General features: G+C 57.6%; 17 protein-coding genes and 1 pseudogene. 16 read left to right on the top strand and 2 right to left on the bottom strand.

All coding sequences use genetic code 11. The annotated features are described in order from the left end of the window. Positions 1–375: 375 nt before the first annotated feature. From D9741_RS07535 to phnP, 16 genes are all read left to right on the top strand, one after another. Complete coding sequence (locus D9741_RS07535) at positions 376–711, top strand: zinc ribbon domain-containing protein YjdM (protein WP_001300891.1); 336 nt, start codon at positions 376–378, stop codon at positions 709–711. A gap of 886 nt (positions 712–1,597) precedes the next feature. Beyond that, positions 1,598–2,041: a VOC family metalloprotein YjdN gene (yjdN, locus tag D9741_RS07530; RefSeq protein ID WP_130215652.1), complete on the top strand. Its 444-nt coding sequence runs from the start codon at positions 1,598–1,600 to the stop codon at positions 2,039–2,041. 132 nt (positions 2,042–2,173) lie between these two features. Further along, complete coding sequence (phnC, locus tag D9741_RS07525; RefSeq protein WP_130215650.1) at positions 2,174–2,962, top strand: phosphonate ABC transporter ATP-binding protein; 789 nt, start codon at positions 2,174–2,176, stop codon at positions 2,960–2,962. 24 nt (positions 2,963–2,986) lie between these two features. Then, a complete protein-coding gene (gene phnD / locus D9741_RS07520) occupies positions 2,987–4,003 on the top strand; it encodes a phosphonate ABC transporter substrate-binding protein (RefSeq protein ID WP_000991996.1) in 1,017 nt (338 codons plus the stop codon). Between the two features lie 105 nt (positions 4,004–4,108). Beyond that, a complete protein-coding gene (gene phnE, locus D9741_RS07515) occupies positions 4,109–4,888 on the top strand; it encodes a phosphonate ABC transporter, permease protein PhnE (protein WP_001193500.1) in 780 nt (259 codons plus the stop codon). Between the two features lie 20 nt (positions 4,889–4,908). Then, positions 4,909–5,634 carry a phosphonate metabolism transcriptional regulator PhnF gene (gene phnF, locus D9741_RS07510; RefSeq protein ID WP_130215648.1) on the top strand — a complete coding sequence of 242 codons (726 nt, stop codon included), beginning with the start codon at positions 4,909–4,911 and terminating at the stop codon, positions 5,632–5,634. Next, positions 5,635–6,087 carry a phosphonate C-P lyase system protein PhnG gene (gene phnG, locus D9741_RS07505; RefSeq protein WP_130205889.1) on the top strand — a complete coding sequence of 151 codons (453 nt, stop codon included), beginning with the start codon at positions 5,635–5,637 and terminating at the stop codon, positions 6,085–6,087. It begins immediately after the preceding gene. After that, the gene (gene phnH / locus D9741_RS07500; protein WP_130215646.1) at positions 6,084–6,668 is read left to right on the top strand and encodes a phosphonate C-P lyase system protein PhnH; all 585 of its coding nucleotides are present in this window, start codon (positions 6,084–6,086) and stop codon (positions 6,666–6,668) included. The genes phnG and phnH overlap by 4 nt, the downstream gene beginning before the upstream one ends. After that, entirely contained in the window at positions 6,668–7,732 is a 1,065-nt protein-coding gene (gene phnI / locus D9741_RS07495) for an alpha-D-ribose 1-methylphosphonate 5-triphosphate synthase subunit PhnI (RefSeq protein WP_039022650.1), read from the top strand. The genes phnH and phnI overlap by 1 nt, the downstream gene beginning before the upstream one ends. Next, complete coding sequence (gene phnJ / locus D9741_RS07490) at positions 7,725–8,570, top strand: alpha-D-ribose 1-methylphosphonate 5-phosphate C-P-lyase PhnJ (protein WP_000002284.1); 846 nt, start codon at positions 7,725–7,727, stop codon at positions 8,568–8,570. The genes phnI and phnJ overlap by 8 nt, the downstream gene beginning before the upstream one ends. Then, the gene (gene phnK / locus D9741_RS07485) at positions 8,567–9,325 is read left to right on the top strand and encodes a phosphonate C-P lyase system protein PhnK (RefSeq protein ID WP_001075516.1); all 759 of its coding nucleotides are present in this window, start codon (positions 8,567–8,569) and stop codon (positions 9,323–9,325) included. The genes phnJ and phnK overlap by 4 nt, the downstream gene beginning before the upstream one ends. 110 nt (positions 9,326–9,435) lie before the next feature. After that, positions 9,436–10,116, top strand: coding sequence for a phosphonate C-P lyase system protein PhnL (phnL, locus tag D9741_RS07480; RefSeq protein ID WP_130215644.1), 681 nt, complete (start codon positions 9,436–9,438; stop codon positions 10,114–10,116). Further along, a complete protein-coding gene (gene phnM / locus D9741_RS07475) occupies positions 10,113–11,249 on the top strand; it encodes an alpha-D-ribose 1-methylphosphonate 5-triphosphate diphosphatase (RefSeq protein ID WP_130215642.1) in 1,137 nt (378 codons plus the stop codon). The genes phnL and phnM overlap by 4 nt, the downstream gene beginning before the upstream one ends. Further along, the gene (phnN, locus tag D9741_RS07470) at positions 11,249–11,806 is read left to right on the top strand and encodes a ribose 1,5-bisphosphokinase (protein WP_130215640.1); all 558 of its coding nucleotides are present in this window, start codon (positions 11,249–11,251) and stop codon (positions 11,804–11,806) included. The genes phnM and phnN overlap by 1 nt, the downstream gene beginning before the upstream one ends. Continuing rightward, positions 11,793–12,227 (top strand): aminoalkylphosphonate N-acetyltransferase, encoded by a 435-nt coding sequence (gene phnO, locus D9741_RS07465; RefSeq protein WP_001110490.1) that lies wholly within the window; start codon positions 11,793–11,795, stop codon positions 12,225–12,227. The genes phnN and phnO overlap by 14 nt, the downstream gene beginning before the upstream one ends. A 1-nt stretch (position 12,228) precedes the next feature. Further along, a complete protein-coding gene (gene phnP / locus D9741_RS07460) occupies positions 12,229–12,987 on the top strand; it encodes a phosphonate metabolism protein PhnP (protein ID WP_130215638.1) in 759 nt (252 codons plus the stop codon). 28 nt (positions 12,988–13,015) lie between these two features. Here the strand turns inward: phnP and yjdP are convergent, their stop codons facing one another. Then, positions 13,016–13,345 (bottom strand): DDRRRQL repeat protein YjdP, encoded by a 330-nt coding sequence (yjdP, locus tag D9741_RS07455; RefSeq protein ID WP_130215636.1) that lies wholly within the window; start codon positions 13,343–13,345, stop codon positions 13,016–13,018. Positions 13,346–13,413: 68 nt separating this feature from the next. Then, a pseudogene (locus D9741_RS07450) lies at positions 13,414–14,046 on the bottom strand (GNAT family N-acetyltransferase). Between the last annotated feature and the right edge of the window lie 75 nt (positions 14,047–14,121).

Here is a 14,121-nt window from a genome sequence, read left to right as displayed (position 1 = left end):
ATTTTATTACTTTTATTTAGCCAGATCGTTTTTTAGTTCTGTTTTCGGCTTTTATAATTACTGCGGGAAATAATTTATATTTAATTTGTTGTTTTTATTAGAATGACAAAGTCTCTTCCGACACGTTTAAAAGTCAGAAAGATAAAAAACAATTAAATTAAAAAAAGAACAAGAATAAAGTTAACCTTATCTCAAATAATAAACTGAGGCAAAAAGATTATTTTCTTTTTGCCTTCTCTTTCAAATGAAAACGATCGTCGTCTAAAATCAGCAGTACCCCCGACAAACTCAGGGATTTTGTGTATAATTGCGGCCTTTTTCGGCAATCTGCCGTTTTTTGGCGCTTTTGCCCCGCTGACTTTTGAGGAAATCCACATGTCATTACCACACTGCCCAAAATGCAACTCCGAATACACTTACGAAGATAACGGCATGTACATCTGCCCGGAATGTGCCTACGAATGGAACGACGCAGAACCTGCACAGGAAAGTGACGAGCTGATCGTTAAAGATGCTAACGGCAACCTGCTGGCTGACGGCGACAGCGTTACCATCATTAAAGATCTGAAGGTGAAAGGTAGCTCTTCGATGCTGAAAATTGGCACCAAAGTGAAAAACATCCGCCTGGTTGAAGGCGACCATAACATCGATTGCAAAATCGACGGTTTTGGTCCGATGAAACTGAAATCTGAGTTTGTGAAAAAGAACTGATTGTATTGCTCAATGTAATGTTGGCACATGATCGGTAGATCCGTAGGCCGGATAAGGCGTTTACGCCGCATCCGGCAACGGTGCCGACTGCCTGATGCGACGCTTGCGCGTCTTATCAGGCCTACAAATTCCCGCACCCTCCGTAGGCCGGATAAGGCGTTTATGCCACATCCGGCAACGGTGCCAGATGCCTGATGCGACGCTCGCGCGTCTTATCAGGCCTACAAATTCCCGCACCCTCCGTAGGCCGGATAAGGCGTTTACGCCGCATCCGGCAATAGTGCCAGATGCCTGATGCGACGCTTGCGCGTCTTATCAGGCCTACAAATTCCCGCACCCTCCGTAGGCCGGATAAGGCGTTTATGCCACATCCGGCAACGGTGCCAGATGCCTGATGCGACGCTCGCGCGTCTTATCAGGCCTACAAATTCCCGCACCCTCCGTAGGCCGGATAAGGCGTTTACGCCGCATCCGGCAATAGTGCCAAATGCCTGATGCGACGCTTGCGCGTCTTATCAGGCCTACAAATTCTCGCACCCTCCGTAGGCCGGATAAGGCGTTTATGCCGCATCCGGCAACGGTGCCGACTGCCTGATGCGACGCTCGCGCGTCTTATCATGCCTACAAATTCCCGCACCCTCCGTAGGCCGGATAAGGCGTTTACGCCGCATCCGGCAACGGTGCCGACTGCCTGATGCGACGCTCACGCGTCTTATCAGGCCTACAAATTCCCGCACCCTCCGTAGGCCGGATAAGGCGTTTACGCCGCATCCGGCAACGGTGCCAGATGCCTGATGCGACGCTCGCGCGTCTTATCAGGCTTCCCTCTCATCTGTACAAATTTCGAACTACACTTAACTGGCTTCTCTTAACTGAGGTCACCATCATGCCGTTAAGTCCCTACCTCTCTTTTGCCGGTAACTGTGCCGACGCAATTGCTTATTATCAACGCACATTGGGCGCGGAACTGCTCTATAAAATCAGCTTCGGCGAAATGCCGAAATCAGCGCAGGACAGCGCCGAAGGCTGCCCTTCCGGGATGCAATTTCCCGATACCGCCATCGCCCATGCTAACGTGCGTATTGCCGGAAGCGATATCATGATGAGCGATGCCATGCCGTCAGGAAAAGCCAGCTACTCCGGCTTTACACTGGTACTCGATTCGCAACAGGTCGAAGAAGGAAAACGCTGGTTTGATAACCTTGCAGCTAACGGAAAAATCGAAATGGACTGGCAGGAAACTTTCTGGGCGCATGGCTTCGGCAAAGTCACCGATAAATTTGGCGTGCCGTGGATGATTAATGTCGTTAAACAACAACCAGCGCAATAACCCGCCGGGAGGCCCGCCCTCCCGCACTGTCATCGAATTCCCGTTAACTCTTCATCTGTTAGTCACTTTTAATTAACCAAATCGTCACAATGATCCGCCACGATGGAGCCACTTTTTTAGGGAGGCTGCATCATGCAAACGATTATCCGTGTCGAGAAGCTCGCCAAAACCTTCAATCAGCATCAGGCGCTGCACGCGGTTGATCTGAACATTCATCATGGTGAAATGGTGGCTCTGCTTGGGCCGTCGGGTTCCGGCAAATCCACCCTTTTACGTCACTTAAGCGGTTTGATTACCGGCGATAAATCTGTCGGTAGCCATATCGAGCTGCTGGGCCGCACTGTCCAGCGCGAAGGCCGTCTGGCGCGCGATATCCGCAAAAGCCGCGCCCATACCGGCTACATCTTCCAACAATTCAACCTGGTGAATCGCCTGAGCGTACTGGAGAACGTGCTGATTGGCGCGCTCGGCAGCACGCCGTTCTGGCGCACCTGTTTTAGCTGGTTCACCGGCGAGCAGAAACAGCGCGCGTTACAGGCGCTGACCCGCGTTGGCATGGTGCACTTTGCTCATCAGCGCGTTTCCACCCTCTCCGGCGGCCAGCAGCAACGTGTGGCGATTGCCCGTGCGCTGATGCAGCAGGCGAAGGTAATTCTGGCGGACGAACCGATCGCCTCGCTGGACCCGGAATCAGCGCGCATCGTGATGGACACCCTGCGCGACATCAACCAGAACGACGGCATCACCGTGGTCGTCACGCTGCATCAGGTGGATTACGCCCTGCGCTACTGCGAACGCATCGTCGCCCTGCGCCAGGGGCACGTCTTCTACGACGGCAGCAGCCAACAGTTTGATAACGAACGTTTTGACCATCTCTACTGCAGCATTAATCGCATCGAAGAGAACGCGAAAGCTGCCTGACATCCCCATCATTGAGGAAAACGAATGAACGCTAAGATAATTGCCTCGCTGGCCTTCACCAGCATGTTCAGCCTCAGCACCCTGTTAAGCCCGGCGCACGCCGAAGAGCAGGAAAAGGCGCTGAATTTCGGCATTATTTCAACGGAATCACAGCAAAACCTGAAACCGCAATGGACGCCATTCTTACAGGATATGGAGAAGAAGCTGGGCGTGAAGGTCAACGCCTTCTTTGCCCCAGATTACGCAGGCATTATCCAGGGAATGCGCTTCAACAAAGTGGATATCGCCTGGTACGGCAACCTGTCGGCAATGGAAGCGGTGGATCGCGCCAACGGTCAGGTCTTCGCCCAGACGGTCGCGGCGGATGGATCGCCGGGTTACTGGAGCGTATTGATCGTCAACAAAGATAGCCCGATCAACAACCTGAACGATCTGCTGGCGAAGCGTAAAGATCTCACCTTCGGCAATGGCGATCCTAACTCCACCTCTGGCTTCCTCGTCCCCGGTTACTACGTCTTTGCCAAAAACAATATCTCCGCCAGCGACTTCAAGCGCACCGTCAACGCCGGACATGAAACCAACGCGCTGGCCGTCGCCAACAAACAGGTGGATGTGGCGACCAACAACACCGAAAACCTCGACAAGCTGAAAACCTCCGCACCGGAGAAGCTGAAAGAACTGAAAGTGATCTGGAAATCGCCGCTGATCCCAGGCGATCCGATCGTCTGGCGCAAAAATCTTTCCGAAACCACCAAAGACAAGATCTACGACTTCTTTATGAATTACGGCAAAACGCCGGAAGAGAAAGCGGTGCTGGAGCGCCTGGGCTGGGCGCCGTTCCGCGCTTCCAGCGACCTGCAACTGGTACCGATTCGCCAGCTCGCGCTGTTTAAAGAGATGCAGGGCGTTAAGGGCAATAAAGGACTGAATGAGCAGGACAAGCTGGCGAAAACCACCGCCATTCAGGCACAGCTGGATGACCTGGACCGACTGAACAACGCGTTAAGCGCGATGAGTTCGGTGAGTAAAGCGGTGCAGTAAATCGTAAGTCGGATAAGACGCCCCGGCGTCGCATCCGACAATGTGCAGACGTTGATGCCGGATGCGGTGCAAGCACCTTATCTGGCCTACAAACCGGAGCCAAACATGCAAACCATCACCATCGCCCCACCCAAGCGAAGCTGGTTCTCGCTTCTGAGCTGGGCCGTTGTTCTCGCCGTGCTGGTCGTCTCGTGGCAGGGCGCGGAAATGGCCCCGCTCACGCTGATTAAAGATGGCGGCAACATGGCGACGTTCGCCGCCGACTTCTTCCCGCCCGATTTCAGCCAGTGGCAGGATTACCTCACCGAAATGGCCGTCACGCTGCAAATCGCCGTCTGGGGCACCGCGCTGGCAGTGGTTCTCTCCATCCCCTTCGGTCTGATGAGCGCCGAAAACCTGGTGCCGTGGTGGGTTTACCAGCCCGTACGTCGCCTGATGGACGCCTGCCGCGCCATTAACGAAATGGTCTTCGCCATGCTGTTCGTGGTCGCCGTCGGCCTCGGTCCGTTCGCTGGCGTGCTGGCGCTGTTTATCCACACCACCGGCGTGCTCTCCAAACTGCTTTCCGAAGCAGTGGAAGCGATTGAACCCGGCCCGGTGGAAGGCATTCGCGCCACCGGCGCCAACAAGCTCGAAGAGATCCTCTACGGTGTGCTGCCGCAGGTGATGCCGCTGCTAATTTCCTACTCCCTCTATCGCTTCGAATCCAACGTCCGCTCGGCGACCGTCGTCGGCATGGTCGGCGCGGGCGGGATCGGCGTCACGCTGTGGGAAGCGATTCGCGGTTTCCAGTTCCAGCAAACCTGCGCCCTGATGGTGCTGATTATCGTCACGGTCAGCCTGCTGGATTTCCTCTCTCAACGGTTGCGTAAGCACTTTATCTGATAAGCGAGGCATTGATAGCTATGCACTTGTCTACACATCCGACCAGCTACCCAACACGCTATCAGGAGATAGCCGCAAAACTTGAGCAGGAGCTTCGTCAACACTATCGCTGCGGCGACTATCTTCCCGCCGAGCAGCAACTGGCGGCGCGCTTTGAGGTGAATCGCCACACCCTGCGCCGCGCCATCGACCAACTGGTGGAAAAAGGCTGGGTACAGCGCCGTCAGGGCGTCGGCGTGCTGGTGCTGATGCGCCCGTTCGATTACCCACTCAACGCCCAGGCGCGTTTTAGCCAGAACCTGCTGGATCAGGGCTGCCATCCCACCAGCGAAAAACTGCTGTCGGTATTGCGCCCCGCGTCCGGTCACGTCGCTGACGCGCTGGGGATAACCGAGGGGGAGAACGTCATCCACCTGCGCACCCTGCGTCGGGTCAACGGCGTCGCGCTCTGTTTGATCGACCACTACTTCGCGGACCTCACCCTCTGGTCGACGCTGCAACGCTTCGACAGCGGCTCGCTGCACGATTTTCTGCGCGAGCAAACGGGGATTGCGCTGCGCCGCAGCCAGACGCGGATCAGCGCCCGCCGCGCCCAGGCCAAAGAGTGCCAGCGTCTTGAAATCCCGAATATGTCGCCGCTGTTGTGCGTGCGCACCCTTAACCACCGTGACGGTGAAAGCAGCCCGGCGGAGTACTCCGTCAGCCTGACGCGCGCCGACATGATTGAATTCACTATGGAGCACTGAATGCACGCAGATACCGCGACCCGCCAGCACTGGATGTCCGTGCTGGCGCACAGCCAACCGGCTGAACTGGCAGCCCGCCTGAACGCGCTGAACATCACCGCCGACTATGACGTTATCCGCGCCGCCGAAACTGGCCTGGTGCAGATTCAGGCGCGGATGGGCGGCACCGGCGAACGCTTTTTTGCTGGCGACGCCACGCTCACCCGCGCCGCCGTACGCCTGACTGACGGCACGCTCGGCTACAGCTGGGTGCTGGGGCGTGATAAACAGCATGCCGAACGCTGCGCGCTGATTGACGCGCTGATGCAGCAATCTCGCCACTTTCAAAACTTATCAGAAACCCTTATTGCCCCGCTGGATGCTGACCGTATGGCACGCATTGCCGCACGCCAGGCCGAAGTGAACGCCAGCCGGGTCGACTTCTTTACGATGGTTCGCGGAGACAACGCATGACACTGGAAACCGCTTTTATGCTTCCCGTGCAGGATGCCCAGCACAGTTTTCGTCGCCTGTTAAAGGCCATGAGCGAGCCGGGCGTGATTGTCGCCCTGCATCAGCTCAAACGCGGCTGGCAGCCGCTGAATATCGCCACCACCAGCGTGCTGCTCACGCTGGCCGATAACGACACGCCGGTGTGGCTTTCCCAGCCATTAAGTAACGATATCGTCAACCAGAGCCTGCGTTTTCATACCAACGCGCCGCTGGTCAATCAACCGGAACAGGCGACCTTCGCGGTGACGGATGAGGCGATTTCCAGCGAACAGCTCAACGCTCTTTCCAGCGGCACCGCCGTTGCGCCAGAAGCGGGCGCGACGCTGATTTTACAGGTCGCCAGCCTGAGCGGCGGGCGCATGTTGCGTCTCACCGGCGCGGGTATTGCCGAAGAACGAATGATCGCCCCGCAGCTACCGGAGTGCATTCTGCACGAACTCACCGAGCGCCCGCACCCGTTTCCGCTCGGCATCGACCTGATCCTGACCTGCGGCGAGCGCCTGCTGGCTATTCCGCGAACCACTCATGTGGAGGTGTGCTGATGTACGTTGCCGTGAAAGGGGGCGAAAAGGCGATCGACGCCGCCCACGCCCTGCAAGAAAGCCGACGCCGGGGCGATACCGATTTGCCCGAACTGAGCGTCGCCCAGATTGAACAGCAGCTTAACCTCGCGGTAGATCGCGTGATGACCGAAGGCGGCATTGCCGACCGCGAACTGGCGGCGCTGGCGCTGAAACAGGCCAGCGGCGATAACGTTGAAGCGATTTTCCTGCTGCGCGCCTACCGCACGACGCTGGCAAAGCTGGCGGTGAGCGAGCCGCTCGACACCACCGGGATGCGCCTCGAACGCCGTATTTCGGCGGTTTATAAAGACATTCCCGGCGGCCAGCTGCTTGGCCCAACCTACGACTACACCCATCGCCTGCTCGATTTCACCCTGCTGGCAAACGGCGAAGCGCCAACGCTGACCACCGCCGACAGCGAACAACAGCCGTCGCCGCACGTTTTCAGCCTGCTGGCGCGTCAGGGGCTGGCGAAGTTTGAAGAAGATAGCGGCGCACAGCCGGATGACATCACCCGCACGCCGCCGGTTTACCCCTGCTCACGCTCTTCCCGTTTGCAGCAGTTAATGCGCGGAGACGAAGGCTATTTGCTGGCGCTGGCCTACTCCACCCAGCGTGGTTACGGACGCAATCATCCGTTCGCAGGCGAGATCCGCAGCGGCTATATCGACGTGTCGATTGTGCCGGAAGAGCTGGGATTTGCGGTGAACGTCGGCGAACTGCTGATGACCGAATGTGAAATGGTCAACGGTTTTATCGATCCGCCAGATGAGCCGCCTCACTTCACGCGCGGCTACGGGCTGGTGTTCGGTATGAGCGAGCGCAAAGCGATGGCGATGGCGCTGGTTGACCGCGCTCTGCAAGCCCCGGAATACGGCGAGCACCCCACAGGCCCGGCGCAGGATGAAGAGTTTGTGCTGGCACATGCCGACAACGTCGAAGCCGCAGGCTTTGTCTCGCACCTCAAACTCCCGCACTACGTCGATTTCCAGGCCGAACTGGAGCTACTCAAACGTCTGCAACAGGAGCAGAACCATGGCTAATCTGAGCGGCTACAACTTTGCGTACCTCGACGAGCAGACCAAACGCATGATCCGCCGCGCCATCTTAAAAGCGGTGGCGATCCCCGGTTATCAGGTGCCGTTTGGCGGGCGCGAGATGCCGATGCCGTACGGTTGGGGAACCGGCGGCATACAGCTCACCGCCAGCGTGATTGGTGAAAGCGACGTGTTGAAGGTAATTGACCAGGGCGCGGATGACACCACCAACGCCGTGTCGATTCGCAACTTCTTTAAGCGCGTGACCGGGGTGAACACCACCGAACGCACGGATGATGCGACGCTTATCCAAACGCGCCACCGCATCCCCGAAACGCCGCTGACCGAAGATCAGATCATTATCTTCCAGGTGCCGATCCCGGAACCGCTACGCTTCATTGAGCCGCGCGAAACGGAGACCCGCACCATGCACGCGCTGGAGGAGTATGGCGTGATGCAGGTGAAGCTGTATGAAGATATCGCCCGCTTCGGTCATATCGCCACCACCTATGCCTATCCAGTGAAAGTGAACGGACGCTACGTGATGGACCCGTCGCCGATCCCGAAATTCGATAACCCAAAAATGGACATGATGCCCGCCCTGCAACTGTTCGGCGCGGGGCGTGAGAAGCGCATCTATGCGGTGCCGCCGTTTACCCGCGTGGAAAGCCTCGATTTCGACGATCACCCGTTCACCGTCCAGCAGTGGGATGAGCCGTGCGCCATCTGCGGATCGACCCACAGCTATCTTGATGAAGTGGTGCTGGATGACGCCGGAAACCGCATGTTTGTCTGCTCCGATACCGATTATTGCCGCCAACAGAGCGAGGCGAAAAGCCAATGAATCAACCGTTACTTTCGGTCAATAACCTGACCCACCTTTACGCGCCGGGCAAAGGCTTTAGCGATGTCTCTTTTGATTTATGGCCGGGGGAAGTGCTGGGCATTGTCGGGGAATCCGGCTCCGGGAAGACCACGCTGCTGAAATCGATTTCCGCTCGCCTGACGCCGCAGCAGGGGGAGATTCACTATGAAAACCGTTCCCTCTATGGCATGAGCGAGGCCGACCGCCGTCGCCTGCTGCGCACCGAATGGGGCGTGGTGCATCAGCATCCGCTCGACGGCCTGCGCCGCCAGGTCTCGGCAGGCGGCAATATCGGCGAGCGGCTGATGGCAACCGGGGCGCGTCATTACGGCGACATTCGCGCCACCGCGCAGAAATGGCTGGAAGAGGTGGAGATTCCCGCTAACCGGATCGACGACCTGCCGACCACCTTTTCCGGCGGCATGCAGCAACGTTTGCAGATCGCCCGCAACCTGGTGACGCATCCGAAGCTGGTGTTTATGGACGAGCCAACCGGCGGGCTGGATGTGTCGGTACAGGCACGCCTGCTCGATCTGCTGCGCGGTCTGGTGGTGGAGCTGAATCTGGCAGTGGTAATTGTCACCCACGATCTGGGCGTCGCCCGCCTGCTGGCGGACCGTTTGCTGGTGATGAAGCAAGGGAAAGTGGTGGAGAGTGGGTTAACCGACCGGGTGCTCGACGACCCGCACCATCCGTATACCCAGTTGCTGGTGTCATCGGTTTTGCAGAATTGAGCTGGTGCCGGATGCGGCGTAAACGCCTTATCCGGCCTACAAATGCGCTCCCCGTAGGTCGGATAAGACGCATCAGCGTCGCATCCGACACCCGAACCACGAGGCGAAAAATGATTAACGTACAAAACGTCAGTAAAACCTTCATCCTGCACCAGCAAAACGGCGTGCGCCTGCCTGTATTACAAGGCGCCTCACTCACCGTCAACGCCGGCGAATGCGTGGTACTCCACGGCCATTCCGGCAGTGGAAAATCAACTCTGCTACGCTCGCTGTATGCCAACTATCTACCCGACGAAGGGCAAATCCAGATCAAACACGGTGATGAATGGGTCGACCTGGTCACCGCGCCAGCGCGCAAAGTGGTGGAGATCCGCAAAACCACTGTCGGCTGGGTAAGCCAGTTTCTGCGCGTCATCCCACGTATTTCGGCACTGGAAGTGGTGATGCAGCCGCTGCTCGATACCGGCGTACCGCGTGAAGCCTGCGCCGCTAAAGCCGCGCGTCTCCTCACCCGCCTGAACGTGCCTGAACGCCTGTGGCACCTGGCGCCATCGACCTTCTCCGGCGGCGAACAACAGCGCGTCAACATCGCCCGCGGCTTTATCGTCGACTACCCCATTCTGCTACTCGACGAACCTACCGCCTCGCTGGACGCCAAAAACAGCGCCGCCGTAGTCGAGCTGATCCGCGAAGCCAAAGCCCGTGGCGCAGCCATCGTCGGCATCTTCCATGACGAAGCCGTACGTAATGACGTCGCCGACCGCCTGCACCCAATGGGAGCCTCTTCATGATTATCAATAACGTTAAGCTGGTGCTGGAAAACGAAGTGGTGCACGGTTCGCTGGAAGTACAGGACGGCGAAATCCGTGCCTTTGCCGAAAGCCAGAGCCGCCTGCCGGACGCGATGGACGGCGAAGGCGGCTGGCTGCTGCCGGGGCTGATTGAGCTGCATACCGATAACCTCGATAAATTCTTCACCCCGCGCCCGAAAGTTGACTGGCCCGCCCATTCCGCGATGAGCAGCCACGATGCGCTGATGGTGGCGAGCGGCATCACCACCGTGCTGGACGCCGTGGCGATTGGTGATGTGCGCGACGGCGGCGATCGGCTGGAGAATCTGGAGAAGATGATCAACGCCATCGAAGAGACGCAGAAACGCGGTGTCAACCGCGCCGAGCACCGTCTGCACCTGCGCTGCGAACTGCCGCACCACACTACGCTGCCGCTGTTTGAAAAACTGGTGCAGCGCGAGCCGGTGACGCTGGTATCGCTGATGGACCACTCACCGGGCCAGCGCCAGTTCGCCAATCGCGAGAAGTATCGCGAGTATTATCAGGGCAAATACTCGCTCACTGATGCGCAGATGCAGCAGTATGAAGAGGAACAGCTGGCGCTTGCCGCACGCTGGTCGCAGCCGAATCGCGAATCCATCGCCGCCCTGTGCCGCGCGCGACAAATTGCGCTCGCCAGCCATGATGACGCCACGCACGCACACGTTGCCGAATCCCACCAGCTTGGCAGCGTGATCGCCGAATTTCCCACCACGTTTGAAGCGGCGGAAGCCTCGCGCAAGCACGGCATGAACGTGCTGATGGGCGCGCCGAATATCGTGCGCGGCGGTTCGCACTCCGGCAACGTGGCGGCAAGTGAGCTGGCACAGCTTGGCCTGCTGGATATCCTCTCTTCCGACTACTACCCCGCCAGCCTGCTCGATGCGGCATTTCGCGTCGCCGATGACCAGAGCAACCGCTTTACGCTGCCGCAGGCGGTGAAGCTGGTGACCAAAAACCCGGCGCAGGCGCTTAATCTTCAGGATCGCGGGGTGATTAGCGAGGGCAAACGCGCCGACCTGGTGCTGGCGCATCGCAAGGACAATCACATTCATATCGACCACGTCTGGCGTCAGGGTAAAAGGGTGTTCTGATGACGGGAAAACTGATTTGGTTAATGGGGCCTTCCGGCTCCGGGAAAGACAGCCTGCTGGCGGCGCTGCGCCAGCGGGAACAGGCGCAGCTACTGGTGGCACATCGCTACATCACGCGCGATGCCTGTGCCGGAAGCGAAAACCATATCGCCCTGAGCGAGCAGGAGTTTTTTACCCGCGCGGGGCAAAATCTGTTGGCCTTAAGCTGGCACGCTAACGGTCTGTATTATGGCGTCGGCATCGAGATTGACCTCTGGCTGCACGCTGGATTCGACGTGGTAGTCAACGGCTCACGCGCGCATTTGCCGCAGGCGCGGGCGCGCTATCAATCGGCGCTGCTGCCCATTTGCTTACAGGTTTCGCCGGAGATCCTCCGCCAGCGTCTGGAAAACCGTGGCCGTGAAAACGCCAGTGAAATTAACGCCCGACTGGCGCGCGCCGCCCGCTATACTCCGCAGGATTGCCATACACTCAACAATGACGGCAGCCTGCGCCAGTCGGTCGACACGCTGCTGACGCTGATTCATCAGAAGGAGAAATACCATGCCTGCTTGTGAGCTTCGCCCGGCCACGCAGTACGATACCGACGCGGTTTACGCGCTGATATGTGAGCTAAAACAGGCGGAGTTTGACCATCACGCGTTTCGCGTGGGCTTTAACGCCAACCTGCGCGACCCAAACATGCGCTACCATCTGGCGCTGCTGGATGGCGAAGTTGTCGGCATGATCGGCCTGCATTTGCAGTTTCATCTGCATCATGTCAACTGGATCGGCGAAATTCAGGAACTGGTGGTGATGCCGCAGGCGCGCGGTTTGAACGTGGGTAGCAAGTTGCTGGCATGGGCAGAAGAAGAAGCCCGCCAGGCCGGGGCCGAAATGACTGAGCTTTCCACCAACGTGAAGCGCCACGACGCGCACCGTTTCTATCTGCGCGAAGGCTACGAGCAGAGCCACTTCCGCTTCACGAAGGCGCTGTAACATGAGCCTGACTCTCACGCTCACCGGCACTGGCGGCGCACAGGGCGTTCCGGCATGGGGCTGTGAGTGCGCGGCCTGCGTCAGAGCGCGGCGTTCACCGCGGTATCGCCGCCAGCCATGCAGCGGCGTGGTGAAGTTTAACGAGGCTGTCACCCTGATCGACGCCGGGCGGCACGATCTCGCCGATCGCTGGTCACCCGGATCGTTCCAGCAGTTTTTGCTGACGCATTATCATATGGATCACGTGCAAGGGCTGTTTCCGCTGCGCTGGGGCGTTGGCGATCCGATCCCGGTTTACGGCCCGCCGGATGAACAGGGTTGCGACGATCTGTTTAAACATCCGGGCCTGCTTGATTTCAGCCACACGGTGGAACCGTTTGTGGTGTTTGATTTGCAGGGGTTGCAGGTGACGCCGCTGCCGCTTAACCATTCGAAACTCACTTTCGGCTATTTACTGGAAACGGCGCATAGCCGGGTGGCGTGGCTGTCTGACACCGCTGGCCTGCCGGAAAAAACGCTGAAATTTTTATGCAATAACCAGCCGCAAGTGATGGTGATTGATTGCAGCCATCCGCCGCGCGAGGATGCGCCGCGCAATCACTGCGATTTAAACACCGTGCTGGCGCTGAATGAAGTTATCCGCTCGCCGCGCGTGATTCTGACGCACATCAGCCATCAGTTTGATGCGTGGCTGATGGAGAACGCGCTGCCGTCAGGGTTTGAGGCCGGGTTTGATGGGATGGAGATTGGGGTAGCGTGATAGGGTTGGTCATGTGCGCGCTGCCCCCTCACCGCTCATACTCATCTTCCATTCTCCGCTCTTCATCTTCCAGTTGCCGACGCTCCTGATCAAGCTGGCGCTGGCGGTCGTCCAGCTGCCTGCGACGATCTTCAAACTGGCGGTGGCGGTCGTCATATTGTCTGCGCCGATCGTCGCTCACTTCACGCTGCCAGCCGTCGTCGCGCGAATCTTCATAGTCTCGTCCACGGTCAGGGTTATAAGCGTCGTTAATCGCCTGCTGAATATTGCCAATGGTGTCGTCGATAATATCGGCCTGAGCCGGAACGGTGGACAGCGTGAGCAGGGTGAAAAGAAAGAGCGTGGAGTAAGGTTTCATAAGCCAGTCTCTGCAATGGACTGGCTTAACGTTAGTTGAGTGTGAATGACCGGAGTAGCGGAGTAATCTCAAATTCGGTAAGGCGCAGACTCTTCCATTAGCTGGTTAGCTCGCTGTTTATTTTCCGCCACCAGCACAATGCCATGACATTTTTGATCCGGTGAAATACTCCAGATACGCTCTTCCGGAATGCAACCGCCATCGTAGATCACTTTCGTGCCATCGTAAGGCCAAAATGCCCCTTGTTCAGTGTCTAATACAAACACGGAAATCTAATCGGACTCGCGCGCGATCTTCTGCCAGAGCATCTTCCCGCCATCATATTGATCAAAATCGCTGATTAGCGTGATACCGCATTGCAGAATTAGCGCTTCATACAGCCGAGTTGCCAGCCCCTTATCGCGCTCACCAGGAGAGACACAAATACCTTCCACCTGTACCAGATCCGAGTCTTCCCACCAGCGTTCAACGGCAATGATATCGCTGCCGAACTCTTTTTTACGCTGCAGATCGAGAGCGGCAAGTACCCGATGACGCGGCACGCCTGCAAAAACTTCAATGTCCGCTTCAATGATGGCCGCTCTTGGCGTCTGCTTGTCATAAATTACCTGTAACAGACGTCCAGAAAGCTCGATCTCTTCCACCACGCGAAAAGAACGAGCAACCGTCATAGGGCTATAGGTGGTTGGCATCACGATCATATGTGAATCGCCTCTTGTCAGTACTGGCATAATTCCTTTTATATCCCATTCAGAACAGAATTGCTCACAATAGCA

The organism is Escherichia sp. E14V7 (assembly GCF_004212225.1).
Classification (GTDB): Bacteria; Pseudomonadota; Gammaproteobacteria; order Enterobacterales; family Enterobacteriaceae; genus Escherichia.
Note: the sequence above shows the minus strand (reverse complement) of the source record. Positions and strands in the feature narration are given on the sequence as shown.

What these genes read in the sequence shown, in the direction of transcription:
- phnD (WP_000991996.1), top strand. Translation starts at nt 2,987, where the DNA reads ATGAACGCTAAGATAATTGCCTCGCTGGCCTTCACCAGCATGTTCAGC.
- phnI (WP_039022650.1), top strand. Translation starts at nt 6,668, where the DNA reads ATGTACGTTGCCGTGAAAGGGGGCGAAAAGGCGATCGACGCCGCCCAC.
- phnO (WP_001110490.1), top strand. Translation starts at nt 11,793, where the DNA reads ATGCCTGCTTGTGAGCTTCGCCCGGCCACGCAGTACGATACCGACGCG.
- phnF (WP_130215648.1), top strand. Translation starts at nt 4,909, where the DNA reads ATGCACTTGTCTACACATCCGACCAGCTACCCAACACGCTATCAGGAG.
- phnM (WP_130215642.1), top strand. Translation starts at nt 10,113, where the DNA reads ATGATTATCAATAACGTTAAGCTGGTGCTGGAAAACGAAGTGGTGCAC.
- phnL (WP_130215644.1), top strand. Translation starts at nt 9,436, where the DNA reads ATGATTAACGTACAAAACGTCAGTAAAACCTTCATCCTGCACCAGCAA.
- phnJ (WP_000002284.1), top strand. Translation starts at nt 7,725, where the DNA reads ATGGCTAATCTGAGCGGCTACAACTTTGCGTACCTCGACGAGCAGACC.
- phnG (WP_130205889.1), top strand. Translation starts at nt 5,635, where the DNA reads ATGCACGCAGATACCGCGACCCGCCAGCACTGGATGTCCGTGCTGGCG.
- phnE (WP_001193500.1), top strand. Translation starts at nt 4,109, where the DNA reads ATGCAAACCATCACCATCGCCCCACCCAAGCGAAGCTGGTTCTCGCTT.
- yjdP (WP_130215636.1), bottom strand. Translation starts at nt 13,345, where the DNA reads ATGAAACCTTACTCCACGCTCTTTCTTTTCACCCTGCTCACGCTGTCC.
- phnP (WP_130215638.1), top strand. Translation starts at nt 12,229, where the DNA reads ATGAGCCTGACTCTCACGCTCACCGGCACTGGCGGCGCACAGGGCGTT.
- phnN (WP_130215640.1), top strand. Translation starts at nt 11,249, where the DNA reads ATGACGGGAAAACTGATTTGGTTAATGGGGCCTTCCGGCTCCGGGAAA.
- phnK (WP_001075516.1), top strand. Translation starts at nt 8,567, where the DNA reads ATGAATCAACCGTTACTTTCGGTCAATAACCTGACCCACCTTTACGCG.
- D9741_RS07535 (WP_001300891.1), top strand. Translation starts at nt 376, where the DNA reads ATGTCATTACCACACTGCCCAAAATGCAACTCCGAATACACTTACGAA.
- phnC (WP_130215650.1), top strand. Translation starts at nt 2,174, where the DNA reads ATGCAAACGATTATCCGTGTCGAGAAGCTCGCCAAAACCTTCAATCAG.
- yjdN (WP_130215652.1), top strand. Translation starts at nt 1,598, where the DNA reads ATGCCGTTAAGTCCCTACCTCTCTTTTGCCGGTAACTGTGCCGACGCA.
- phnH (WP_130215646.1), top strand. Translation starts at nt 6,084, where the DNA reads ATGACACTGGAAACCGCTTTTATGCTTCCCGTGCAGGATGCCCAGCAC.